Annotated in this window: 24 protein-coding genes and 1 pseudogene; 8 read left to right on the top strand and 17 right to left on the bottom strand. The window is 35.0% G+C overall.

The features are described 5' to 3' along the window. Positions 1-2: 2 nt before the first annotated feature. From lpxB to surE, 3 genes are all read right to left on the bottom strand, one after another. The gene (gene lpxB / locus ACO05S_RS03915) at positions 3-1133 is read right to left on the bottom strand and encodes a lipid-A-disaccharide synthase (protein ID WP_421920236.1); all 1131 of its coding nucleotides are present in this window, start codon (positions 1131-1133) and stop codon (positions 3-5) included. A 77-nt stretch (positions 1134-1210) separates the two neighbouring features. Then, positions 1211-1510 (bottom strand): hypothetical protein, encoded by a 300-nt coding sequence (locus tag ACO05S_RS03920; RefSeq protein ID WP_421920237.1) that lies wholly within the window; start codon positions 1508-1510, stop codon positions 1211-1213. Further along, positions 1494-2267, bottom strand: coding sequence for a 5'/3'-nucleotidase SurE (gene surE, locus ACO05S_RS03925; protein WP_421920238.1), 774 nt, complete (start codon positions 2265-2267; stop codon positions 1494-1496). The genes ACO05S_RS03920 and surE overlap by 17 nt, the downstream gene beginning before the upstream one ends. A gap of 348 nt (positions 2268-2615) precedes the next feature. Here surE and pheT point away from each other — a divergent pair, with 348 nt between their 5' ends. Beyond that, a complete protein-coding gene (gene pheT / locus ACO05S_RS03930) occupies positions 2616-5063 on the top strand; it encodes a phenylalanine--tRNA ligase subunit beta (protein ID WP_421920239.1) in 2448 nt (815 codons plus the stop codon). Positions 5064-5130: 67 nt separating this feature from the next. Here pheT and ACO05S_RS03935 read toward each other — a convergent pair whose 3' ends face one another. Continuing rightward, positions 5131-5652 carry an OmpH family outer membrane protein gene (locus ACO05S_RS03935; RefSeq protein WP_421920240.1) on the bottom strand — a complete coding sequence of 174 codons (522 nt, stop codon included), beginning with the start codon at positions 5650-5652 and terminating at the stop codon, positions 5131-5133. 286 nt (positions 5653-5938) lie between these two features. Here ACO05S_RS03935 and ACO05S_RS03940 point away from each other — a divergent pair, with 286 nt between their 5' ends. Continuing rightward, positions 5939-6523, top strand: coding sequence for a PrsW family glutamic-type intramembrane protease (locus tag ACO05S_RS03940; RefSeq protein WP_421921274.1), 585 nt, complete (start codon positions 5939-5941; stop codon positions 6521-6523). A 145-nt stretch (positions 6524-6668) separates the two neighbouring features. On the opposite strand, the gene ACO05S_RS03945 is transcribed toward ACO05S_RS03940, so the two are convergent. After that, a complete protein-coding gene (locus ACO05S_RS03945) occupies positions 6669-7121 on the bottom strand; it encodes a DUF5362 family protein (RefSeq protein ID WP_421920241.1) in 453 nt (150 codons plus the stop codon). 246 nt (positions 7122-7367) lie between these two features. Between ACO05S_RS03945 and ACO05S_RS03950 the strand changes: the two genes are divergently transcribed. Beyond that, positions 7368-7823: a cold-shock protein gene (locus tag ACO05S_RS03950; protein ID WP_421920242.1), complete on the top strand. Its 456-nt coding sequence runs from the start codon at positions 7368-7370 to the stop codon at positions 7821-7823. A gap of 121 nt (positions 7824-7944) precedes the next feature. On the opposite strand, the gene ACO05S_RS03955 is transcribed toward ACO05S_RS03950, so the two are convergent. The 3 genes and pseudogenes from ACO05S_RS03955 to ACO05S_RS03965 form a co-directional block, all read right to left on the bottom strand. Beyond that, a complete protein-coding gene (locus ACO05S_RS03955) occupies positions 7945-8136 on the bottom strand; it encodes a cold-shock protein (protein ID WP_421920243.1) in 192 nt (63 codons plus the stop codon). Between the two features lie 211 nt (positions 8137-8347). Continuing rightward, positions 8348-8611 (bottom strand): annotated as a pseudogene (locus ACO05S_RS03960) (GNAT family N-acetyltransferase); the annotation flags it as partial. A 396-nt stretch (positions 8612-9007) separates the two neighbouring features. After that, positions 9008-9763 (bottom strand): DUF4197 domain-containing protein, encoded by a 756-nt coding sequence (locus ACO05S_RS03965; protein ID WP_421920244.1) that lies wholly within the window; start codon positions 9761-9763, stop codon positions 9008-9010. A 415-nt stretch (positions 9764-10178) separates the two neighbouring features. Between ACO05S_RS03965 and trhA the strand changes: the two genes are divergently transcribed. Further along, the gene (gene trhA / locus ACO05S_RS03970; RefSeq protein ID WP_421920245.1) at positions 10179-10862 is read left to right on the top strand and encodes a PAQR family membrane homeostasis protein TrhA; all 684 of its coding nucleotides are present in this window, start codon (positions 10179-10181) and stop codon (positions 10860-10862) included. A 92-nt stretch (positions 10863-10954) separates the two neighbouring features. Here trhA and ACO05S_RS03975 read toward each other — a convergent pair whose 3' ends face one another. Next, positions 10955-11278 carry a hypothetical protein gene (locus tag ACO05S_RS03975; protein ID WP_421920246.1) on the bottom strand — a complete coding sequence of 108 codons (324 nt, stop codon included), beginning with the start codon at positions 11276-11278 and terminating at the stop codon, positions 10955-10957. Positions 11279-11573: 295 nt separating this feature from the next. Continuing rightward, on the bottom strand, positions 11574-12953 hold the full coding sequence (locus ACO05S_RS03980) for a tryptophanase (RefSeq protein WP_421920247.1): 1380 nt from the start codon (positions 12951-12953) through the stop codon (positions 11574-11576). Positions 12954-13548: 595 nt separating this feature from the next. On the opposite strand from ACO05S_RS03980, the gene ACO05S_RS03985 reads away from it, so the two are divergent. The 3 genes from ACO05S_RS03985 (at position 13549) to ACO05S_RS03995 (ending at position 16361) form a co-directional block, all read left to right on the top strand. Continuing rightward, positions 13549-15180 (top strand): DUF3078 domain-containing protein, encoded by a 1632-nt coding sequence (locus tag ACO05S_RS03985; protein WP_421920248.1) that lies wholly within the window; start codon positions 13549-13551, stop codon positions 15178-15180. Between the two features lie 193 nt (positions 15181-15373). Continuing rightward, complete coding sequence (locus ACO05S_RS03990; RefSeq protein ID WP_421920249.1) at positions 15374-15841, top strand: hypothetical protein; 468 nt, start codon at positions 15374-15376, stop codon at positions 15839-15841. Between the two features lie 91 nt (positions 15842-15932). Then, positions 15933-16361 (top strand): rhodanese-like domain-containing protein, encoded by a 429-nt coding sequence (locus ACO05S_RS03995; RefSeq protein ID WP_421920250.1) that lies wholly within the window; start codon positions 15933-15935, stop codon positions 16359-16361. A 104-nt stretch (positions 16362-16465) separates the two neighbouring features. Here the strand turns inward: ACO05S_RS03995 and ACO05S_RS04000 are convergent, their stop codons facing one another. Then, positions 16466-16639 carry a macro domain-containing protein gene (locus tag ACO05S_RS04000; protein ID WP_421921275.1) on the bottom strand — a complete coding sequence of 58 codons (174 nt, stop codon included), beginning with the start codon at positions 16637-16639 and terminating at the stop codon, positions 16466-16468. Positions 16640-17405: 766 nt separating this feature from the next. Between ACO05S_RS04000 and ACO05S_RS04005 the strand changes: the two genes are divergently transcribed. Further along, positions 17406-18500: a 6-phosphofructokinase gene (locus ACO05S_RS04005; protein ID WP_421920251.1), complete on the top strand. Its 1095-nt coding sequence runs from the start codon at positions 17406-17408 to the stop codon at positions 18498-18500. Between the two features lie 382 nt (positions 18501-18882). Here the strand turns inward: ACO05S_RS04005 and ACO05S_RS04010 are convergent, their stop codons facing one another. The 6 genes from ACO05S_RS04010 to ACO05S_RS04035 all read right to left on the bottom strand — a co-directional run bounded on the left by ACO05S_RS04010 (position 18883) and on the right by ACO05S_RS04035 (position 22407). Beyond that, positions 18883-19308 (bottom strand): thiol-disulfide oxidoreductase DCC family protein, encoded by a 426-nt coding sequence (locus ACO05S_RS04010; RefSeq protein WP_421920252.1) that lies wholly within the window; start codon positions 19306-19308, stop codon positions 18883-18885. A 25-nt stretch (positions 19309-19333) separates the two neighbouring features. After that, positions 19334-20371 carry a permease gene (locus ACO05S_RS04015; protein WP_421920253.1) on the bottom strand — a complete coding sequence of 346 codons (1038 nt, stop codon included), beginning with the start codon at positions 20369-20371 and terminating at the stop codon, positions 19334-19336. A 170-nt stretch (positions 20372-20541) separates the two neighbouring features. Next, on the bottom strand, positions 20542-21246 hold the full coding sequence (locus tag ACO05S_RS04020; RefSeq protein ID WP_421920254.1) for an aromatic aminobenezylarsenical efflux permease ArsG family transporter: 705 nt from the start codon (positions 21244-21246) through the stop codon (positions 20542-20544). Positions 21247-21253: 7 nt separating this feature from the next. Then, on the bottom strand, positions 21254-21706 hold the full coding sequence (locus ACO05S_RS04025) for a nitrophenyl compound nitroreductase subunit ArsF family protein (RefSeq protein WP_421920255.1): 453 nt from the start codon (positions 21704-21706) through the stop codon (positions 21254-21256). A 97-nt stretch (positions 21707-21803) separates the two neighbouring features. Continuing rightward, entirely contained in the window at positions 21804-22040 is a 237-nt protein-coding gene (locus tag ACO05S_RS04030) for a thioredoxin family protein (protein WP_421920256.1), read from the bottom strand. A 67-nt stretch (positions 22041-22107) separates the two neighbouring features. Continuing rightward, positions 22108-22407, bottom strand: a complete 300-nt coding sequence (locus ACO05S_RS04035) for an ArsR/SmtB family transcription factor (protein ID WP_421920257.1) — start codon at positions 22405-22407, stop codon at positions 22108-22110. Positions 22408-22817: the final 410 nt, after the last annotated feature.

Below are 22817 nucleotides of genomic sequence, written 5' to 3' on the forward strand. Positions count from 1 at the left end.
TTTTACTGAGCCCTCAAATCTTGCACAATCATTTTAGCAAATCGGGCTGAAGCTCCTGCTCCACCTAACTTTTCGTCAAGCAACTGGTAATTGTAAAGCATTTGTGTTCTGTAGTTTTCCTCTTCCACAATCTGCTTCAACTCTTGAGATATACTTTTTTTATTGCAATGGTGTTGAATCAATTCTTTCACAATTAGCTCATCCATCACCAAATTAACCAGCGAGATATATTTTACTTTCAGCAGTCGTTTGCCAATGGCAAAAAGAATTCTTCCTCCTCCGGTAATGTAACAAACAAGCTGTGGAATTTTTAAAAGTGCAGTCTCTAATGTAGCTGTTCCCGATGTTACCAATGCAGCTTTTGACTGTTGCAACAAGTCATAGGTTTGCCCATAAACAAATTTCACATTCCTGTTACCAACGACCTGTGCATAAAAATCCTCGGTGACAGATGGAGCAGCTGCAACCACAAACTGATGATCAGGAAAATCTTTAACAACACCTAGCATTACCGGAAGTATTCGTTCTATCTCCTGTTTTCGGCTCCCTGCCAACAAGGCAACAATTGGTTTATCGGAAAGATTGTTTTTTGAAGTAAAATCAGTAAAGGACTCTCCTTTGTTGGGTCTATTCGCTATGGCATCCAACAATGGATTTCCTCCAAAACTCACCTCATAATTGTGCTTTTTGTAGAAGTCTGTTTCGAAAGGAAAAATGGTGAACATACGATCCACATAGGCCTTAATTTTCTTCACTCTGCCCTCTTTCCAAGCCCAGATTTTCGGAGAAATATAGTAATGAACGCGAATTCCATGTTCTTTGGCAAACTTTGCCATGCGTAAATTGAATCCAGGATAATCAACCAAAATCAAAACATCTGGCTCATAATCGAGAAGATCTTTCCGGCACAAGGCAAAATTGGCTCTAATCTTTCTCAAGTTCTTTAGTACAGTAATAAATCCCATAAAAGCTGTTTCGCGATAGTGCTTTACCATTTCCCCTCCCTGGACTTGCATTAAATCACCTCCCCAGAATCGAAAATCGGCTTGCCAATCTTCCACCTTAAGTTCTTTCATTAAGTTTGATGCATGAAGATCGCCTGATGCTTCACCAGCTATGATATAGTATTTCATTCTCTTTGAGATTTGGGATTTGAGATTTAGCTGAAAGGATTTCCTATCATTTCACATCTAAGTTCTCATCTCTAAATTTACATTCCAAAACGGAAAACGACTATGGCAAATGTATACAGAATTGTTGCCAACAACACTCCTCGTGCCGCCTTTAAGTAGTCCAGCTTAACAAAAAGAAAAAATAAAACAATGTTTCCGAAGTATACCCCTAAAGCTACCACTTTCGTATAAATTCTGTGAATCAACAAACTATCCACAAATTCCTTTATCGTTAATTCTGATTGAAATTTTACCGCATAAGCCAATAAAATGGAAAATAAGGGAACGATAATTCCTAAAACAGCACCAACAGGGATTAGATTAATCTTCAACTTCATAATCCCAAGTTTTTAAATCTTCCAACAAATGATGTGCAGTCATGTCAATTTTAGTGGGAACAAGAGTAGCAAAACCATTATTAATTGCCCATTCATCTGTTTCTTTGGCATTTGGTTCGGCATTTTTAAAATAGCCTGTCAACCAATAATAATCCCCTCCAAATGGATCTTGTCGATGATCAAATTCTTCTTTCCAGCGACCACTAGCCTGACGGCAAACACGGATGCCTTTAATATCACCTTTAGGGAAATTTACATTTAAGCATACACTTCTTGCTAAACCTTTCTCGATTAGATTCGCAAAAACCTTACGCCCATACTTTATACTACTTGAAAAATCGGCATCAGCACTAAAGTCATTCAAGGAATATCCGATAGAAGGAATTCCATTCAGACAACCTTCTATTGTTGCACCCATAGTTCCTGAATAAAGAACACTAACCGATATATTTGCCCCATGATTAATGCCCGAAACCAAAAAGTCTGGTGTGCGCGGTAGAATTTTGTTTAAAGCCAGTTTTACACAATCAACCGGAGTCCCTTTGCATGAATAAATGTGTAGATTTTCCTCATCACGAACCTTTTTTATGCGAATAGGAACTTCTACAGTTATGGAGTTTGATTTTCCTGAATTCGAGCGGTTTGGTGCAACCACGTAAATATCACCAAAGTCCTTAACCATTGCCACCAAAGCCTTAATTCCTTTGGCATTTATTCCATCATCGTTTGTAACAAGTATAATTGGTTTATCGCTCATATCTCATTTTTGATAATTGTACAAATATATCCGAATTTGGGGCAATTAGCAATATTAAATTTAACCTCAAGCTTAAGCAATAATCTTTAATAGAATGTACCTCTTTAATTCATTTAATTTTAACGCAAAGACTCTAGAAAAATAATCGTACTTTAAAAACACCTATACCGGAATTACAATAATCTTGCAACACAGTGTTAAAAACCTCAAAAACTTAACCTCTTTCTCCTTAGATGTTCTTTGGTACTTGAGCCAATAATTTCTACTTTTGTAAGCTTGTAAACAGAAGACAAGCTGCATCTGTTTACAAGTATAATTTGATAATTATCTGATAAAATATATACACAAATGAAGGTATCGTACAAATGGCTGAAAGATTATATCGATATTGATTTTTCATCAGCAGAAATGGATGAGATTCTAACTCAAATTGGTTTGGAAGTTGGCGGAATAGAGAAGTTCCAGTCAATTAAAGGAGGATTAGAAGGATTGGTTATCGGTGAAGTAAAAACTTGCGAGCCACATACCAACTCAGACCATTTGAGCATTACAAGCGTTGATATTAACAGCGGTGAACTTTTACCTATTGTTTGTGGAGCACCTAATGTTGCTGCGGGACAAAAAGTGGTAGTTGCTACAGTTGGAACTGTTTTGTACGATGGCGATGATAGCTTTACCATTAAGAAATCAAAGATCAGGGGTGAACTTTCGATGGGTATGATTTGCGCTGAGAACGAAATAGGGCTTGGAAATGCTCATGATGGCATAATGGTTCTTCCGGAGGATGCAAAAGTAGGTACTCTTGCTAAGGAGTTCTTTGATATTGAAGATGATTTAACCATTGAGATTGATTTGACTCCAAACCGTATTGATGGAGCTTCACATATTGGTGTGGCTCGCGATATGGCTGCATACCTAAAACAACAGAAAGAGATTGATTATAATATTCCTTCAGTTGAAGATTTTAAGATTGAAAATACCAATCTCCCAATTGATGTAAAAATAGAAAATCATGAAGCTTGCCACCGTTACTCGGGAGTTTGTATTAGCGGTGTAAAAGTTGCAGAATCACCAGAGTGGCTGCAAAATCGTTTAAAAGCAATTGGCTTAAGCCCGATTAGCAATGTGGTTGACATTACCAACTATGTGCTATTTGAAACCGGCCAGCCATTGCACGCATTCGATTATGCAAAAACAAATGGTAAAGTAGTTGTAAAAACTCTTGCTGCTGGAACTTTATTCAAAACATTAGACGAAGTTGAGAGAGAATTGAACGGGAAAGATTTGATGATCTGCAACAACGAAGCGCCAATGTGTATTGCAGGTATATTTGGTGGGATTAAATCAGGCGTAAGCGAATCAACCACCGATATTTTCTTGGAAAGTGCATATTTCGATTCTGTATATGTTCGCAAAACAGCTCGTCGTCATGGTTTAAATACCGATGCATCTTTTCGTTTTGAGCGTGGAACTGACCCGAACAACACCGTGTATGCAATGAAACGTGCGGCTCTTTTAATCAAAGAAGTTGCTGGTGGCGAAATTGCATCTGAAGTTGTGGATATTTATCCAAATCCGACTGAAGATTTTAAGGTAGAAGTAAGCATTGAGCGAATTGAAAACCTAATTGGTAAGGAAATTGGAAAAGAAACCATCAAAAATATCTTGAAAGCTCTTGAAATCAAAATCGAGAAGGAAGATGGTGATTCCTTAAACTTATTGGTTCCACCTTACAGAGTTGATGTAAAGCGCGAAGCTGATATCGTTGAAGAAGTATTGCGTATTTATGGTTTCAACAATGTTGAGATTCCTGCTAAAGTGAACGCTTCCTTGAGTTATGCTCCTAAAATTGATGAGCACAAACTAAGAAATACCATTGCCGACATGTTGACAGCTGCTGGTTTCAACGAAATCATTAACAACTCACTAACTAAAACTTCATACTACGAAGGATTGGAAAGCTTTAAGCAAGAGAACACGGTTAGCATTTTCAATCCCCTAAGTTCTGATTTAAATGCAATGCGTCAAGGCTTGTTGTTTGGTGGTTTAGAGTGTGTGGCTTACAATATCAACCGCAGAAACTCTGATTTAAAATTTTACGAGTTTGGTAAATCATATCAACACATTGTAAATCCGGAAAACGAAAATCCAGTTGACAACTATTTCGAGCATGAACGTTTGGGTGTTTTCATGTGCGGTAACAAAACTGCTACAAACTGGAACCTAAAAGAAGAGCCAACAAGCTTCTTTCACATGAAAGCTTACGTAGAAAATATATTAAGACGTTTCGGTTTCGATAATGAGAGATTAAGAATTAGAGAAACCGAAAACGACCAGTTTACCGAAGGGTTGACCTATGGTTTAAGAAAAACCATATTGGTTGAAATGGGTATGGTTAATGGAAAAATCCTTAAAACAATGGATATTGAAACTCAGGTTTACTATGCTGATTTCGATTGGGCGACTCTAATTAAACAAGCAATGAAAAACAAAGTATCGTACACTGAGTTGCCTAAGCATCCTGCTGTGAAACGCGATCTTGCTTTACTGATTGATAAGAAAGTAACATTCGCTGATATCAAAACAATCGCTTTCAACTGCGAGAAAAAGCTATTGAAGTCAGTTTCTTTGTTCGATGTTTTCGAAGGGGAAAAACTCGGTTCCAATAAAAAATCATACGCAGTAAGCTTCATTCTTCAGGACACCGAAAAAACTTTGAACGACAAACAAATTGAAAAGATCATGCAGAAGTTGATTAAGAGCTACGAAAAACAATTGGGAGCAGAGTTGCGATAAGCCCAAACCAAATAACAAATAATAAAGCCGATTCCGCAGAAATCGGCTTTATTATAATGTAAGGGAATTAATATACTCCCAATTTCTTAAGAACCTTATCAGAAACATCAGTCTGATCATCCGAGAACAAAACAATTTCTGCACCACCTAACTGGCCATTTAAAATTAGATTAAATCCTTCCTCCTTAGCCAACTCTTGAATCGCAGTTTTGATTTTTACAAATAAAGGATTCATTAATTCAGCTTGTTTTTGCTGTAAAGAGTTTTGCGCATCTGCTTGAAATTTCTGTATTCTTTGTTGCAATTGAGTAAGTTCAATCTCTTTTTCTTTACGAACAGCTTCTAACATGCCATCAACACTTTGCTCATAGGCTTGAACCTTTCTCTGGTACTCGCCCAACATGCCATCCAATTGAGTTTTCAACTCTGCATTAGCAGCTTCCAACTCAGTTTCTATGGTATTAACTTCAGGCATTTTACTAACTATAAACTCAACATTGGCATAGCCAATTTTTGTATCGGTCTGTGCCTGCACTGCAAAACCAAAAACATTTAAAATGAATACGAATAGTAAAATTTTAATTCTCATACTTTAGATTTAAATAATCAACTTAACTTCCGAGTTGTATCTATTTTCTTTATAACTCCAGTCCAAAGTAAATCAATTTGATCATTAATACAGATTTATTTAACATTCTTTCACATTTTTTTTATCCCCAACAAATAACATTCTTTCACTTTGATTCACTATAGCCTTTTCCTAAATTTGTTAAAATAATCCCGAAACAAGCAAAACATGAATCTTCTACTTGTATCCGTTGCACCAATAGCTATTATTCTATGTATACTATCGCGATAAATATGAAAAAGAACCTATTTCGCTTCTTGCAAAAGTAATTTTGGCTGGTATCATCATTACCATTCCTATAATAATTGCCGAACAAGCTGTCTCATCTTTGCTCCCACATATTATTTTTAGTAAAATTGCGAATGTATTTGGCAACGCCTTTTTGGTAGCTGCTCTTTGCGAAGAAGCTTTTAAACTGCTGGCTGTATATATTTTGGTGTGGAAGAATCCAAACTTTAACGAACAATTCGATGGCATTGTGTATGCCGTTTTTGTATCTCTTGGCTTTGCTTTGGTTGAAAATATCATGTATGTATTTTCAAACGGAATGGGCACAGGAATTGCAAGAGCTTTCACAGCTGTGTCTGCACATGCCATGTTTGGCATCATGATGGGTTATTATTTAGGGTTGGCTAAATTTTCAAAAAACCGGAAGCTTCCACTTCTAATCATGGCTTTCTTTGTTCCATTTCTGATTCATGGCATCTACGATTTTATTCTAATGGTACAAATCAGTTGGGCATTGCTATTCTTTTTCCCATTCTTAATATACCTGATGTACAAAACCAATGGGAAAATGGCAGAATTGAATAACAAATCGATTTTTCGGTAAAGATCAAATTTGATAGGACTTCTCTTCGCAAAGAGCAGCTACCAAAAAGCCGGGGAATTGAACAAAAGTGAGTAAAAGAGGCCACAAAAACCTTCTCTAAAAATCATCAGAGAAGGTGTAAATGGTATGCTTAAATCTTAAAATACTACATGATTCCGGCAAATCCTCCTACAACAAGGGCAACTAAAAATATCAATATATAAATTGACAACATTACAATTGTAAAAACACCAATAAACTTGTAGTGTGATTTTAAATACCTAAATGCCAAACTAAGTTGATCCTTGTCTTCATTGTAAATGGCTTTTTTCGAATAAGTGGAAAACTTATACAAATAGTAAATTGGGAAAAAATATAAAAGCCCCATTAACAGATAAAAAATACCTACACCAGCACCCATTCCTGGAAATGGCATTTCGCCAGGAACAATTAAGTTGTAAATGGTAGACATAAATAAGGATGCCACTACCAATAAACCCAAAAAAATAAATCCCAAAATTGATAAAAAGATGGTCCATTTTCTTGTTTCGTTTAAATAGATAACCGATTCAGCCGTGAATTCTATGGATTTAGCTTCTCTTCCTTCTTGTTCTTGCATAATTTATTAGAGTTTGGTTAAAAAATCAGCTTAAAATAATTAAAACATTTTAATTCTAACAATAAATAAGATAAATCGTTCATTGCATTTTTGCACCTTTTGGTAAAATCTATGACATAAAATAACAAAGTACTGCAAATAAATGTTTATCTTGCAGCACCTTTTTGTGTTGAGCAAGTAGACAATATTATTATCTGAATCGATTCATTAAGGTTTTTTTATCATTAAATGTATCGTTAAAATTTTATGGGAAGATCGCAAGAGACGTATAACAAAAAGGAAAAAGAGAAAAGAAAACTTCAGAAGAGAAAAGAAAAAGAAGCTCGTAAAGAAGCTCGTAAAGAGGCGGGAGGAAAAAGTAGTTTGGATGATATGATTGCGTATGTTGACGAATTTGGAAACATTACATCCACTCCTCCAGATCCTGAAAAGAAAAAGGAAGAGATTAAAGCCGAAGACATTGTGTTGGGAGCCAGAAATAGTGGCGAGTTTGCCGAGGAAGAAGGAAAAAGACAAGGAATTGTTAGTTTCTTTAATGAAAGTAAGGGCTACGGATTTATTAAGGATCTTGAAACCAAAGAGAGTATTTTTGTTCACATAAACGGATTGATTGATACCATTAAAGAAAACAACAAAGTTGAGTTCGACACCGAAAGAGGCCCAAAAGGTCTGAACGCCATAAATGTTACTTTAAAAAAGTAACAAGCCGTACGATTAGAAATTTACAGGACAGAAAGTAAATCAAATTACATAACGACAATTCTAGTCAATAAAAAAGCACCCATTCCAGGTGCTTTTTCTGTCTCTTATAAAGGTGTAGCGATTATTCAATCACTCTTACATTTACTGCATTTAAACCTTTTCTTCCGTTTTCAACTTCGTATTCAACTTTGTCGTTTTCTCTGATTTCGTCAACAAGTCCTGATACGTGTACAAAAACATCATCACCTTGATTAGCTGGTTTAATAAAACCAAAACCTTTGCTTTCGTTAAAGAATTTTACTGTTCCTTCCATTGTAATTAAGTTATAATAATAATTTGAATAAAGCCTTAGTTCTTAATAACTCCCGCATACTCCTGTTAATTTAATTCCGGGATTGGAATGAATAGTAAAGAATAATATTGAAATTAAAAGAGTCGATTATTAATCCACCTATGACTTGATATCGAGCCAAAGGTAGGTAAAAAATGTATACTTAAAACAAAAAACTTTTAATTTGCTGATTTCATTGCATTTTAGCCTTCCATTCGCTACTTAAAATGGCATAAATAACATCATCCACCCATTGCCCATTAATTAGAATACTCTCCCTAAAGTGAGCTTCCTTTCTAAAGCCTAATGCCACCATTAGCTTTAACGAGGCAGTATTCCTTAGATCAATAGGTGCAGTTATTCTATGCTTTTTAAAATGATCAAACAAATGTTTAATGACCTCCGATAAGGCCTCAGTCGCAAAGCCTTTACTGTGATGTTCTTTTTTGAGAGTACATCCGAATTCTACCTACTGATCGTCATCTTGAATAAAATGAACAACTACATCACTAATCATTTCCTTTGAATCGTGCAGTGCAATTGCAAATTGAAACCATGTTCCCGATTCATCAAATTGTTTTGCAATTCTATTCTTTATAAAGTACTTGCCATCTTCCAGTGCGTATGGAATCCAAGCTTGGTATTTATTGGTTTTCGCATCCGATCGATAAGCTTAAAGGCTTCGACTTACTCCATTTCTAATTTTTCGAGCACTAAGCGTATTGTCCTTAATTTCATCTGTTTTTAATTTTTTTCATTTGTCAGAAGGAAGCTGCAAGATCAAAATAATCATTAGTATGTATTTAATAATTATTTTAATTATGATTGTTTTATTTTTAATAACTGTTCACTTTCACTTGTCCAACTCTGCAAACACCCTTTTCAAGATATTGCTAACCCTTTTCAGCGGATCTTTCCTGATTTGTTTTTCTTCTTCCGCTACTTTTAAAAATAATGCATCGAGTGCTTTTTGGGTAACGTAATTGTCCAATTTTGTGTTTACAAGTTCAAGATTGGCAAGTTGTCCTGCAAAACTAACAGCTATCTTATTATAATTGCTTGTAAGTAAACTCCACGATTCATTGGCAGAAATATTCGCTATCAATTTTTTATCAAGTGAAGCCTTTACCTTTGGCATAAACAGATCTTTTAATTTGTCTGAAGTTTTATTTTTAAGGTATTGCGTCGCTGCATCATCATTTCCCTTTAAAATACCAAAAGCATCGGCAATGGTCATTTCTGTAATGGCTGATGCAAAAATAGGGGCAGCTTCTTTTACCGCATCTTCAGCAGCTCTATTCAGCCTGATTTCTACTTTCTCAACCAGTTCCTTTCCTCCTGGAATCAAACTAATGTTCTTTAGTATTTTATGAGCTTCTGACGGCAATAAAATTTTAACCAACTCATCTTTGTAAAATCCATCTTTCACCGATAAAATATGGGCTGCATTCACACTTCCTACTTTCAAGGCTTCTTTTAGCCCATTAGATACCTCGGTGGTGCTTAATGGCTTGTTTTGTTCCAAATTGTAGTGGTCTAAAACTGCTTGCATTTCGGCGCAAGACCAAAATACTGCTGCAAGCAGAAATAAGAAGAAGTATTTTTTCATGTGTCTAAAATTTGTTTTCAATAGCCAGATGGAACTCGCCAATTTTGTCATCCTCGTGTGTGAGAACTTTTCTCATGGCTCGTTTCATCTGTTTATAATTTTTTTCATTTGTCAGAAGGAAGCTGCAAGATCAAAATAATTATTAAACATACAGGGTAATGATTAGTTTAATCATGCTCTTTCCTTGCAATAATAGATTTTGCTTTGCGTAAAAATAAGATGTTTTAATTTATGAAAAGGGATTTAATACCAGTATTCCCTTCGAATATTAATTTTGTGCAGTCATAGCTTTTTCGGAAATTTGGTTTTTCAAACTTAAAAATGTGAAAGGTGAAAAAAGCATGCTTAAATACACACGTTAATGATTATTTTGATCTTGCAGCTTCCTTCTGACAAATGAAAAAAATATATACAGATGAAATACATGCTGCTCATCACAAGTAAAATTAAAGAAAACAGAAAAAGGTTTTTTGCAGATCAAGAATCCCGGCATGAGCTTTGGAATTGGATAACGCATCTGGCTGGAGTTGTATTTATTATTCCTGCTGGTATTTGGCTATTATCCCTTACATGTGAAACACAATCCTGGAAAGAAGTATTAGCTGTTTCAATTTTTCTTTTAGGCTTTTTACTTCTTTACACATCGTCATGCTTGTATCATTATATGATTGATCACCCAAAGCGCATTTGGTTCCGCAAGATAGATCACATAAGCATTTTTGTAATGATTGCCGGAACTTATACACCATTTTTGGTGATTTACCTGAATAATGTGCTTGGAAAAGTGTATCTGTTTATTTTATGGTTATTGGTTGCATTTGGTATCATTTACAACCTTTTCTTATTGGGCAAATACAAATGGATTTCCCTGCTCATGTATCTTTTTATGGGATATATCCTCGTTTTTAATTTTAATGCTTTTAGTATCGTACTGCCTTCCTTAAGTTTGCAATGGATACTAATTGGTGGTGCTTTTTACACACTTGGGGTGATATTTTATGTGTGGACGAATTTGGCTTATAATCATTTAATTTGGCACTTGTTTGTATTCGGAGGCAGCTTATCGCACTTTGTAGCGGTTTATTATGCCATTTTATAAATGTATGAAACCAGCTAAACAAGAAAAAAGAAGGTGTTCGAAAATTATTTTACGAACATCCTCTTTTTCTCAGTTGATTTTGTTGGCCTTCCTTAACAGATTCTGCAATTTTCAGCATACCAAGACACAGGGTGGTCTCTATTCTCGACCAATTCCTGAATAATCTTACGATTATCCCATACCGCACAGCATGAATTCTCGTTTAGAATTTTATTCAATCTCGACCAATTATCCATGATTTCCAAAGTTAAGCGGTTCTCATACTCCTTAAAAATCTTTATGGCAGAAGCACCACAAAAATGCAACCTGTCTTCAATAGACTTTATTTTATCACTTTTTGTAAAAATGTGATCACCAACTTTAAAATAATCTTCCTCGTTTAATTGCAGTGTAACTGTAAGATCAATTGTAGTCATAGCTTGTTAATTTAGGTTAGAGTTTGTTTCTTTATTTAAACTGGATTTTATTCCTGTTTGGTTTTATATATTGACCTTTTCCAAAATTAAGGAATTTTATAATTCCAAAAAATATTAACGATTGGTTTCTTTATTAAAGCTGAGTCCGATTAATGTGACAACAACTTCTCGAAAATCAAATATTTACTGTTTTAATTAAGTTAATCACCTCTAGTACACTAACCCAGATTCGAATAAAAAAGCTCCCAAAAGGGAGCTTTAAAGAAATATACCTTATTTATACTTTTATTTTGCGCTATTTAATTTTCTCTAACTGCACAGTAAAATGTCTCATAATTGGAGCTTCGTCAACAATCTTAAAACCGTGTTTGATCTCATGTCTGCGATCGTAAACGTTCTTAAGAGCTGCGGCAATAACATCCATATGGTTATTTGTATAGGTTCTTCTAGGAATAGCCAAACGCAACAATTCCAAGTCAGGGTAACGATTTTCTCTTGTTTCAGGATCTCTATCTGCTAAGATCGCTCCAATTTCAACACCACGTATACCAGCTTCTAAGTACAATTCACAACCTAATGTTTGTGCTTGATACTCTTCTTTTGGAATGTGTGATAAAATTTTCTTAGCATCAACAAAAATAGCATGGCCTCCAACTGGCTTCTGAAATGGAATTCCATACTCATCTAATTTTTTTCCAAGATACTCTACTTGCTTGATACGCGTTTCCAGATAGTCAAATTCAGTACCTTCATCCAAACCTTGAGCCAGAGCATTCATATCACGACCCGACATACCACCGTAGGTTACATATCCTTCGAACATAATGTTATAAGTAGACGCTTTCTTCCAAAGTTCTTGGCTTTTCATACCGATGAAACCACCCATATTTACAATTGCATCTTTCTTAGAACTCATTGTTGCCATATCTGCGTATGAGTACATTTCAAGAACGATTTCCTTGATTGTTTTGTCAGCGTATCCTTCTTCACGAGTTTTAATGAAGTAAGCATTTTCAGCAAAACGCGCAGAGTCGAAACACACAGGAATATCATACTTGTCTGCCAATTCTCTTACCGCTTTAATATTTGCCATAGAAACTGGCTGACCACCTGAAGTGTTACAAGTAACCGTAACAATAATCATAGGAACTTGCTCTTTAGGATAAGTAGAAAGAACAGATTCTAGTTTTACCAAGTCAAGATTGCCTTTAAATGGGTGGTCGATTTCAGTATCGAAAGCTTCGTCTATTGTACAATCTATTGCTTTAGCTTTTCTAAATTCTATATGGCCTTTTGTTGTATCAAAGTGTGAGTTTCCAGGAACAACATCACCATCTTTTACCAAAACTGAAAACAATACATTTTCCGCTGCTCGCCCCTGGTGAGTTGGCAAGAAATAATCGAAGCCAAGAATGTTTTTCAATGCAGCCTTCATGTTATAGTATGAACGGGCACCGGCGTAACTCTCATCACCTAACATCATTGCCGACCACTGCTTATCACTCATTGCACCTGTTCCCGAATCGGTTAGCAAATCAATAAAAACATTATCACTTTTAAGGTTAAATAAATTGTAATTAGCTTCTTTTAGCCATTGTTCTCTTTCTTCACGAGTACTTCTTTTGATGGTTTCTACCATCTTAATTTTGTATGATTCTGCAAATGGAATTTCCATGATATTTTTTGTTTAAATGTTTAATTTATTGTGCGTTACTATATTCAACTTACTCAGAATTTACGGTATTTAATTACAGTTGAGTGTGAATTAAATCATTCAATTATAATTAGAGAGTTGTTGTGAGCAAGTCGAAAAAATAAAATACAGATTTAACTGTAGAATTGACCAGAAGTGATATTCGGCAGATAATTCGTTATTAAATATGTATTTTGAAAGTTAGGACAGAAACGTCCTGAGGCGGATTAGAAGTGAAATTCGTCTCTATTTTTTATATTTAGGTAGACTTTATGAGTCAGCTTTGGAAGTTGATACTTAATTTCCATGATTTCTGATTTTCTACTTTGGCAAAAGTAAAACTTTTTGAATGAAAACAAAAATTAAGCATTCAAAATCTGCAAACGTTTGAATGTAGCAGCTTTTGAAATAAAGACCATTTCGATCTTTTTTTATGCAGATTGCACACACAAATACTTTTAAGAACGAAATAAATTTGACATTTTTGCAAGGATCTTGTGTGATAAAATGATATCATATTCGTCAAGTACAAGTTCCAAAAGCCGATTTATTATTAATCTGAACAGAGCTACAACCAATGATTCGACTATTCTTTGTATTGCTGATTGTATTTCAGCCTGTCATCATTTTATCTCAACAAAATTTACAGAAGGATTCCTTGCTCCCGGATACCATAAGATTTGAGGAATCAATTTACAAATTAAAGCATAATGTTGTCGATTCATTAAAGCATTTTACGCACGATTCTGTCTTAAAATCGATAACAGATCCTTTGCATCATATCGAGAATGTTGGTTTTAAATTTATTGTGCGAGAACTTGCAATTAATTATGCTCCAACCAAAAAGCATCAGACCGACTCTGTTCGAAACGCGGTTAATACACTTTTGCAATATGTAGGAAACGATAGTATTAGAAATATGGTTTTCTATCTTAAAGATTATATTGAGAAAAGAAAAACAGAAGAAGCTTTGCGCGAGTTAAAAAAACAAATAGAGCTTGAGAAGGCATTAAGCTACCAGCCAGATTTACCAGTACTTAAAGAAATAGATAGTGATGATACATGGAAAACTGAAGCTTTAAATGAATTGTATAATTACGTTGAACACGATCCGGTTCATCAGTGGATAAGAGAAATTAGCCGTGATTCTGTATTTATGGGTGTGCGAAATTATATGGATGATTCTATAAAGTTTTGGATCAACAATGGAAAGCAGGACTACAAACGATTTTGGTTGAAGAAAAACAAGAAAGATTCTATTGGAATTTGGATACAAAATACTTCCGACCAATCGGTACGAATTCTGGTAGATGATGATGTATATCAACAATCAGTACAAAAATCTAAAGTTAGAGGAACAAGAATACTTCTAAAGAGAAAAGAACGTGCAGACCAGTATAAACTTGCCAAACTTGCCAAATACAAACGATATTCTCGAACATGGAAATTAGGAGCAACAATTGGTGTAGCTTTTAATCAAGGTCATGTTAGTGAAAGTTGGTCGAGAGGTGGCCAGAGTTCTATGGCAACTACATCTACCCTTGATGTATTTGCTAATTATAAAAAAGGAAACCATACCTGGGATAACAGCCTAAAAGTAAAGTATGGTTTGTTAAAATCCGGCGATAATGGCTTTAGAAAGAATGAAGATAGAATTGAATTGAACACCAAATATGGACAAAGAGCAGTAAAAAAATGGTACTACTCGGCAGAATTTGATTTGAAAACTCAGATGGTGAAAGGATACTCCTATCCTGGTAACGAACCAAGAGTGCTAAAGTCAGACTTTTTTGCTCCGGCATATATAATCGCATCCATTGGTATGGACTACAAGCCCAAGAATTTTTCCATTCTTCTTTCTCCTTTGTCTGCAAAATACACCATAGTTAGTGATACAACTTTAATCGATCAAACAGCCTATGGTGTTGATAAGGGTAAAAAGGTAAAAAAAGAGATTGGTTCGTACGTTAATTTATCGCATAAAGTAACGTTTTGGGAAGATTTGGTAATAACAAACAAGCTTGCACTATATTCAAATTACACTGAAAAGCCTAAGAATATAGATGTTGATTGGGAAATGAGTCTTACAATGCCAATCAATCAATATTTGTCATCCAAGTTTTCAACTCACTTGATTTCTGACGATGATACAGGCTCGAAAGTTCAGTTTAAAGAGAACTTCTCAATAGGAATTAGGTATAGATTTTAAATAAAATTTCATCTGTTTATGATTTTATTCCATATGTAAGATGGAAACCGCAAGATCAAAATAATCACTAGCGTATAGGTTTAATCATGCTCGTTTCATCCGATTGTTTGATTGAAAAATAATAGTGTGTTTTTAAACCTATTTCTATTATTTAAAAACCACTATTTTGTGATTAAATTAAAACATATAAACTATGAGTTTAAATTATTCGGTTCCTGGTGTTGGAACAATTACAATTGATACCTTAGTGTTAGATTCGAATGGAACACTAACCGTTAAAGGCGAAATGGTTCCCGGTGTTGTTGAGAGAATTCACCGTTTACAGATGTTGGGCGTTAACGTAGTAATGATTTCATCAGATCAGCGTGGAAATGCAAGAGACTTGGCTTTATCAAGTGGCATTGCATACTACGAAGCAAATAATTCGCGCGAAAAAGAAGATGTTCTTCTCTCGCTAGGTAGTCGTAATGTTGCAGCCATTGGAAATGCACGCATTGATATTGGGTTATTTGTTCAATCTGTAGTTTCTGTTGCAACTTTACAAGGCGAAGGAATTCATAAAGATATTATCGATCATGTTGATGTTATCTTACCATCTATTAACGATGCTCTGGACTTCTTCCTTGATGAAGATACTTTTATTGCAACAATGAAGCGATGATTTTTTTACCAATATAAAAATCTCCTGCACGGAGATTTTTATATTGCAAATCAAGCAAGAAGAGCTTATTTTTTGGTTTATTTATTTCTATATGAATTTATTTTTATTGATCATATCAATTATTGCAGTTGTCTTTGGGATTTATTGGTATTTTCTTCATGTGCCAAATTATTATGGATATACCTCCTCTGAAGGTCAAGAGTTGAAAAAATATTTAAGCCCTGGTGTTTTATTGAAGCTCTCACAAAAAGAAGCTGATGATATCTGGATTTTAGATGTAAGGGAAGCTGAATATTATTTAATGGGACATATCCCCAATGCCAAAAATTTTCCGCATCACGAAATAGAAAAATGGCACAAAATAATTCCAAAGGATAAATCCTTAATTCTGTATTGTGATTTAACCATTAAAACCCAGAATGTAATTGTATTTTTAGAAGAAAAGGGATACACCAAAATGCTAAACTGGGGGAAATATAAGCGTTGGAGATTCGACGAAATTGTAGAGGAATCAATTTAAAGAACTTGCTATTACTGTTCCGGATTTTCATTATCAAAAACACAGTATATTAACTCCTTAAAATACTTGCATTTATTCAACTGCTTCCGAACCTGTTTAAATGGCTATTTCGGCCACCTCTTGCTTAGGGTAAAATAAACACCTGTGTTAATATTTGGGAAAGCAACACTCCGTCGTATAGATTTTTCTGCTAGTTTTATACTCTTCTTACAGCGAAGCTTTGCACTTTGATCTTTATTGCATTTTCCACAACTCCAAACAGATCCGACTAAATGTATTACAGGTTTACATTATAAATTGTAAGCCTTGTTAATTTTTGCATCTCCTGTTGGGCAAGCATTAAGCTTTCTGCACTCTCCAAACTACTCAGAACGTGCTGCTTTGTAAATCGCTCCATCTCCTCCTCCTTAGCCTGAGTTCGATTAAAAATATTCGACACTGAAAGTCAGCTTTATTTAAGATTGGCTTTAAAAAATCTGAAAGAATATCGGGATATAAAAAAAATTTAAAGTAACGATTGGGTGAAGATTACTTTTCAAAGCATTTAAGCTCTTTTGGCTTAACCCTCAAATCCCCTCACAATATCAAGATATTCCTTCGGTAATTTGAGAATATTTCTACTCAAAATCAGTGTAAACTGTGACAATTTTTTTAGTCGAATTCAACTTAATAATCTTTGGTTTGCAGCATTCACAATCACATCAATCTTTAGCTTTGTGATATCTCATTTAAAAAATAAAATTTTCATGACCTCTGGTTTAATTTTTCTTTTTTATCCTTGCTAATTATTCTAAATTGCAAACAGATTCTTTAAGCTCAATCTCAAGTGATTATTTTGGTTTAATGCTAATTAAAGCACCTCACTTATACTAAATATTAGAATTGTACATTTTAAAAGTAATAATTCAAATTCATTATAAAAAACAAGCTCGAAATCGATTGCAATTCACTGACAGTGAAATTGTTTGTTTCGGTTTGGAAAAATATTTTTATTTTAGCCCCGCTAGCCAAGCAAATTGATTGAAATATATTAAATTGACAATTATGAAAAGAGTATTAGTTGCAACCGGAGGTGGTGATTGCCCTGGTTTAAATGCTGTGATTCGCGCGGTTGTGAAACGTGCAGCTCAAGAAAAAGATTGGGAAGTTGTAGGTAGTATTCAGTCGTTCGACGGAATTTTAAAAGAACCGACTGAAATTAAAATATTAGATGATGCTGCGGTAAAAGGTATCCATTACCAAGGCGGTACAATAATTGGAACAACCACAAAAGGTGGTCCTTTTGCTTGGCCAGTTAAAAACAAAGATGGTTCTTGGGGAGCAGCTGACCGTTCTGATGAAATGATTCGTAAACTACAATACTTAGGAATCGATGCTGTTATTAGTATTGGTGGTGATGGTTCTCAGAAAATTTCACAAGCCCTGTACGAAAAAGGTTTAAATATTATTGGTGTACCAAAAACAATCGATAATGACCTTTCAGCTACCGATTTTACTTTCGGTTACCAAACTGCTGTTCAAATTTGTACCGAAGCTGTTGATAAGTTAAAGACAACAGCAGCATCTCACAACCGTGTTTTTATTTTGGAAGCTATGGGACGTGATGCGGGATGGATTGCATTAAGTGCGGCTATTGCTGGTGGTGCGGAAGCTTGTTTGATTCCTGAAATTCCTTACGACATCAAAAAAGTAAAAGAGAAATTGGATACTCGTTTCTTGAAAGGTAAAGGTTTTGGTATTATTGTAATTGCCGAAGGTGCCATGCCTAAAGGTGGTAATGCTCTTGCCGAAGAAAGCACCGAAGTAGGTAACCCTAACTTGAAGTTAAGTGGTGCTGCCGATCGTTTGGCTGTTGAACTGAAAAAAGCAGGTATCGAAGCTGACATTCGCACTACTGTTCTTGGTCACCTACAGCGCGGAGGCATCCCGGTAGCATATGACCGTGTATTGGCAACACAATTTGGTGTTAAGGCATTCGAAATGGTATTGGAAGGTAAGTTTGGTCATATGGTTGCTTACCATCACCCGGAGGTTGTTGCCGTTCCTCTTCCTGAGGCAATTGGCCAGCAAAACCTGGTTGATCCAAAATCGAACCTTGTTGCAACTGCAAAAGGCGTTGGTATTGCTTTTGGAGATTAATTCAAAACAAATGATATTGCAAGCCGGAATTCATATGGATTCTGGCTTGTTGTTTTTAGATACCTTATACCAGTACTAGTATGATTGTTGATTAGAGAAAAGACTCTTGATCAATCAGAAACGCTTAAGCACAACAAGTTCATTTTTATGTCCCTAAAGATTCTTATTTTCCCACACCCTGGTGTGGGAAAAAGCCGTTTGGATTTCATACCAGTATTATTACCAAAAAAGCTTTAAGAAACGCATGAATAAAATCATTATTAAACTTTCACAATAATTATTTGGTCTGATCTTGCGGCTTCCATCTGGCAAATGGAAAAAATAAACGGATGAATTATTAGGAGTTCGTGAACTCTTTTACCCACTTTCCGAATGAAGTTCCTTACTCATGGAATCTTTCCTTCCATTCCGGCTTTGGAACCATACACTGGTTCTTTTTACCAAAGAATGAATACCTGTTTCTGGCAATCAGATTGTAAGCCCAATCACTAATTCTTTTAGGAATGTGTTTGAAGTAGTAAAGAGCTTTCCATGGGAAAATTAAATGATGTGCGATTTGAAAAGCTGCTTCGCTTTTGGTATATGCTTTGCCATGTTCAATGAAAACTACTGTGTCGATATCATCGGAAGATAAATTGTACTTTGAAAGTAATTGTTTTGCAAAAAAAGACTGAAGAGGTGCGAAATGTATGTTTTCTTTTCGATTATATGCAAGAACAAAACGAACTGTGATATTACAAAAATTACAAACCCCATCGAATAGTATGACAGGGTTTGAGTTACTTATATTTTTAGAATGACTATACATTGCTGTTTTTATCTCATACCATAACTTAATAGATAAAGTTAAAAATAAATCCAACGCAAAGTATTCCTGCTGCTACAATTCCAACAAAAGCTAAAATCAAAGGCATTTTAAGTACTTTCTTTAGGATAATGACCTCAGGAAGTGATAATCCGATTACCGACATCATAAATGCCAAAGCTGTTCCAAGAGAAGCTCCTTTTTCGATTAATACACTAACTATGGGGATAATACCTGCTGCATTGGAATACATTGGTATTCCGATTACAATTGACAGTGGTACGGAATACCAAGCCGATTTCCCCATTAGGTTAGCCATAAAATCTTCGGGCACATAACCATGAGCACCAGCCCCAATGGCAACCCCAATTACAATGTATAACCATATTTTACCTACAATTTCCTTAACCGAATCAAGACCGGCTTTAATCCTATTAGAGAATGGAATTTTAGTTACATCTTCGTCGGGTTGACCCGTTTTTACATCGAATACCCACTCTTGCACGTACTTTTCCAACTTTAAAACACCAATTAACCAACCTGAAACAATTGCGATAAGCAATCCCGTAAGGGTATAAATAATTGCAGTTTTCCAGCCAAACAAACCAACCAGCATGATTAGTGCTATTTCGTTAACCATTGGTGCGGCTATCAGGAAACTAAATGTAACACCCAATGGCACTCCTGCCTCTACAAACCCCAAAAACAATGGAATTGCAGAACAAGAACAGAATGGTGTAACAACGCCTAATAAAGCTGCCATTACGTTTCCTAAAAAGGTAGACTTGCCAGCCAAAGCCTTTCTGGTTTTTTCGGGAGAGAAATAGCTTCGAATTATACCAACTCCAAAAATAATCAGTACCAGTAAAAGAAGTACTTTAGGAACCTCGAAAACAAAGAAACGCATGGTTTCCGTTAAATGAGTTCCTGCTCTCATCCTAAAAACCGTATCAATAAAAAAATCGGAAATATTCTGAAGGTTTGCGTATAGAAGATACCACAATGGCAAGGACAAGAAAACCAATAATAGTTGATTTCTGTTTGTAATTTGTATTGATCTAATCATTGTTAAATTTTGATTTTATATGCAGTACCAGTATTACCATAAAATGAATCTTGTTATTTTCCCATTTGTCAGACAAAAGCCGCAAGATCAAAATAATCATTAACAAGTATGTATAACAATTCCTTTAATCATAATGGCTTCATGATAAAAACTAGTATAACATTACATTTCTATCCTATAAAGAAAATGTACGTGAAATACACGCCGGCTGAAATAAAAATCACAGCTGCTACTTTTCTAAACCAGAATTCGAAGGTTTTAATCTTATTGTAAAAACTGCCAACACCCGACAATGTGAATGCCAGTAAATAAGCAATTATAATTACGGGTAGGCCGGTAGCAATTGCAAAAACAATTGGTAAAAATAAACCATCTACTTGCGAAATGGTAAGAGGAATTAACATCCCGAAATAAAGAACCCCACTGTATGGACAAAATGCCAAAGCAAACACCATTCCCATTAACAAGGCTCCCCAATACTTCCCCCTTATTTTTTCGCTATTCAGCTTATCGGCAATTGAGCCAACACCAGGAAAGTTAATGGATATAATATCGAGCATGAATATTCCGATGATGATTAACAAGGGTCCCAATAATCTTTCGCCATAGGTATTGAAGAAGCTTGAGATATCGAACTTACTGGCACCGAAAAACAGAATTATTCCAACAACAGTATAGCTAATTGCTCTTCCAAGCGTATAAACCAATCCGTTTAAAAAGATTCTTTTTTTGTTGCTTAAATTTTTACTGATATAGGCAGTGGCAGTAATGTTAGTTGCCAAAGGACAAGGGCTAATTGCTGTCATAATGCCTAATAAAAATGCAGTAAATACAGGTAAGTTACTTTGCGATAATAATTGATCCAAGTATTCCATTTCGATCTTATTGAAGCTCTGCTTTAATTACAGTTTGTAATTTTTCGACATATGCAGGAGTATCATTAAGTGCATTGCGGAAAGCAAATATTGTTAAATCCTGAATTTCTCCCGATTTAGAACTCTTGATGTACAAGCCAGAACTACTTGCGTGAAAAGTTTTAGCCAATTCCTTGTTGTTTTCTTTATCGAAATTGATATCGAAGAATTTTACTTTTAGAGATTCTGCTATTTCTTTCGCTTTTGTTCCTACTGCCTTACAAGTTTTGCATTTTCTGTCACCATGAAAATAATATACCCCTGCTTCGGCAGTGTTTGATGTTGCTTGGCATTCGGTCGAGGCTTTACAATTGCCGCAAGAACTTGGCCAAGCCGATGCTGTTTCTTTTTTATTTTTCGATTGGCAGGCGCCAATACTAAGTGCTAATGCCAGAAAACTGAATGTTATTAATTGCTTCATTTTGTTTACGTTTTAGTGTTATACCAGTATTGCCATGAAATAATTCTCATTCTTGTGTCCTTTTGAATTTCTGTATGTAAAAAGAATTGTTATGATTTTAAGCTTTTTCAATCAACTCCTTGATTTCTGATACAGAAGGAACTTTGCCACTCACCACAACTTTTTCGTTAATAACTAAAGCAGGTGTTGACATTACACCATATGATAAAATCTTTACCATATCGTCGATTTTTTCAACTTTTGCATCAATAGCTAATTCTTCAACAGCTTTTTTTGTTGCCTCAGTCAGCGTACCACACTTTTTACATCCTGGTCCTAATACTTTAATGTCCATTTTAATACTTTTTGATTGTTTTATTAGTTCTAGTTACTGATTTTTATATGAAATTTTCAAATACAAATCATTTGAAAAATTCTTTGAATAATTGTTGAGCCTCTGCCCAGTTCTCTTTATTTAAACAATATTTAATTTTAGGAGGATTAATTTCTCCTTGCACCAAACCAGAGTTTTTTAATTCTTTAAGGTGCTGCGATAAAGTTGATCGTGCAATTGGAACCTCTTCGGCTAAATCGCCACTGTAACAACAAGATTGCTTCGATAATAAATCGCATATATAAACTCGAACAGGATGCGATAAGGCTTTGGCATACCTGGCTAGTTTTTTTTCTTCAGCGGAATAAAACTCTTTTACTTCTTCCATGTATTTCGTATTTCGTAAAATTACGAAACGAAAATGCAGACAATTTTTAAATTCTCCAAATGATTTGAAGAATTTTATATCGAATAAATCTAGCATAGCATAAAAACAGTACACAAATGAGAAGAGAAGTTCCAGGCCACATGCCTAAAAAATAACCTCTCACTTTTCCGCAAGCAAATGCTATGAATGTCATCTTTTATACACACAGCATTGTGATGGCTACTGGCATTTAAACTACTATTACAAAGTATCTATCTACCTTCCTTAATACCAAGCACATTTGCATAAATCATATCGGTTTTTGTTGTAACTTGATTGGTGTTTATACCAACTAAATCACCGAATGATTCATACTAAATATCATTCGCTATTTCAATTGGTATTTGTCATTTGATCCTGCATCCTGATAA

Origin of the sequence: Marinifilum sp. (assembly GCF_965230805.1) — a bacterium.
GTDB lineage: Bacteria > Bacteroidota > Bacteroidia > Bacteroidales > Marinifilaceae > Marinifilum.

What these genes read in the sequence shown, in the direction of transcription:
- pheT (WP_421920239.1), top strand. Translation starts at nt 2,616, where the DNA reads ATGAAGGTATCGTACAAATGGCTGAAAGATTATATCGATATTGATTTT.
- ACO05S_RS03935 (WP_421920240.1), bottom strand. Translation starts at nt 5,652, where the DNA reads ATGAGAATTAAAATTTTACTATTCGTATTCATTTTAAATGTTTTTGGT.
- lpxB (WP_421920236.1), bottom strand. Translation starts at nt 1,133, where the DNA reads ATGAAATACTATATCATAGCTGGTGAAGCATCAGGCGATCTTCATGCA.
- ACO05S_RS03980 (WP_421920247.1), bottom strand. Translation starts at nt 12,953, where the DNA reads ATGGAAATTCCATTTGCAGAATCATACAAAATTAAGATGGTAGAAACC.
- ACO05S_RS04025 (WP_421920255.1), bottom strand. Translation starts at nt 21,706, where the DNA reads ATGAAGCAATTAATAACATTCAGTTTTCTGGCATTAGCACTTAGTATT.
- ACO05S_RS03950 (WP_421920242.1), top strand. Translation starts at nt 7,368, where the DNA reads ATGGGAAGATCGCAAGAGACGTATAACAAAAAGGAAAAAGAGAAAAGA.
- ACO05S_RS03990 (WP_421920249.1), top strand. Translation starts at nt 15,374, where the DNA reads ATGAGTTTAAATTATTCGGTTCCTGGTGTTGGAACAATTACAATTGAT.
- trhA (WP_421920245.1), top strand. Translation starts at nt 10,179, where the DNA reads ATGAAATACATGCTGCTCATCACAAGTAAAATTAAAGAAAACAGAAAA.
- ACO05S_RS04030 (WP_421920256.1), bottom strand. Translation starts at nt 22,040, where the DNA reads ATGGACATTAAAGTATTAGGACCAGGATGTAAAAAGTGTGGTACGCTG.
- ACO05S_RS04020 (WP_421920254.1), bottom strand. Translation starts at nt 21,246, where the DNA reads ATGGAATACTTGGATCAATTATTATCGCAAAGTAACTTACCTGTATTT.
- ACO05S_RS03975 (WP_421920246.1), bottom strand. Translation starts at nt 11,278, where the DNA reads ATGACTACAATTGATCTTACAGTTACACTGCAATTAAACGAGGAAGAT.
- ACO05S_RS03995 (WP_421920250.1), top strand. Translation starts at nt 15,933, where the DNA reads ATGAATTTATTTTTATTGATCATATCAATTATTGCAGTTGTCTTTGGG.
- ACO05S_RS03955 (WP_421920243.1), bottom strand. Translation starts at nt 8,136, where the DNA reads ATGGAAGGAACAGTAAAATTCTTTAACGAAAGCAAAGGTTTTGGTTTT.
- ACO05S_RS04035 (WP_421920257.1), bottom strand. Translation starts at nt 22,407, where the DNA reads ATGGAAGAAGTAAAAGAGTTTTATTCCGCTGAAGAAAAAAAACTAGCC.
- ACO05S_RS04015 (WP_421920253.1), bottom strand. Translation starts at nt 20,371, where the DNA reads ATGATTAGATCAATACAAATTACAAACAGAAATCAACTATTATTGGTT.
- ACO05S_RS04005 (WP_421920251.1), top strand. Translation starts at nt 17,406, where the DNA reads ATGAAAAGAGTATTAGTTGCAACCGGAGGTGGTGATTGCCCTGGTTTA.
- ACO05S_RS03965 (WP_421920244.1), bottom strand. Translation starts at nt 9,763, where the DNA reads ATGAAAAAATACTTCTTCTTATTTCTGCTTGCAGCAGTATTTTGGTCT.
- ACO05S_RS03985 (WP_421920248.1), top strand. Translation starts at nt 13,549, where the DNA reads ATGATTCGACTATTCTTTGTATTGCTGATTGTATTTCAGCCTGTCATC.
- ACO05S_RS03945 (WP_421920241.1), bottom strand. Translation starts at nt 7,121, where the DNA reads ATGCAAGAACAAGAAGGAAGAGAAGCTAAATCCATAGAATTCACGGCT.
- ACO05S_RS04010 (WP_421920252.1), bottom strand. Translation starts at nt 19,308, where the DNA reads ATGTATAGTCATTCTAAAAATATAAGTAACTCAAACCCTGTCATACTA.
- ACO05S_RS03920 (WP_421920237.1), bottom strand. Translation starts at nt 1,510, where the DNA reads ATGAAGTTGAAGATTAATCTAATCCCTGTTGGTGCTGTTTTAGGAATT.
- surE (WP_421920238.1), bottom strand. Translation starts at nt 2,267, where the DNA reads ATGAGCGATAAACCAATTATACTTGTTACAAACGATGATGGAATAAAT.